The following is a 543-nucleotide window of genomic DNA, read 5'->3' on the forward strand; positions in this document are numbered from 1 at the left end:
CAGTGATAGGGATCGCCCTTCTTGAAATAGGAGACCGGAATGCCGTGGAACGAGGTGATCAGCATCTCCGGTTCCCAGTCGAGCTTCGCGAGATGGGCTTCCACAGAGCGCGCCAGCGCATCGATGTAGACGGGGTCATCGTGATAGGGCGGCACGGTTCTGAGCGCCGGCTGCCACCGCATCTTCAGGAGCGCCTGGAAGGCCTTGTCGTTGACTGTCGCGGTGGTCGAGGCGGCATATTGCGGATAGAGCGGGTAGAGCACGATCCGGTCACAGCCTTCAGCCTTCAGTTCGGCTATCTTGTCCGGGATCGACGGGTTGCCATAGCGCATCGCCCAGTCAACGACGATGTTGGGATTGCCGGCAAAGGTGGCGGCACGATTTACGGCCTGATTGCGGGTGTAGGTGCGCAGATAGCTCTCGTCGAGATCACGGTTCCAGATCGATTCATAGGCCTTGCCCACCTTGGCGGGCCGGCGGGCAAGCACGATGCCGTAGAGGATCGGGTACCAGAGTGCGCGCGGCCATTCGATGACCCGCTTA

At 61.0% G+C, this 543-nt stretch carries 1 protein-coding gene; it reads right to left on the reverse strand.

What is annotated here, in order from left to right:
• The coding region (locus MD273_RS18820) for a ferrochelatase (protein ID WP_239039293.1) at positions 1 to 543 on the reverse strand (543 nt) is incomplete at both ends.

It is taken from the genome of Marinobacter sp. C7, assembly GCF_022343555.1.
GTDB lineage: Bacteria > Pseudomonadota > Gammaproteobacteria > Pseudomonadales > Oleiphilaceae > Marinobacter.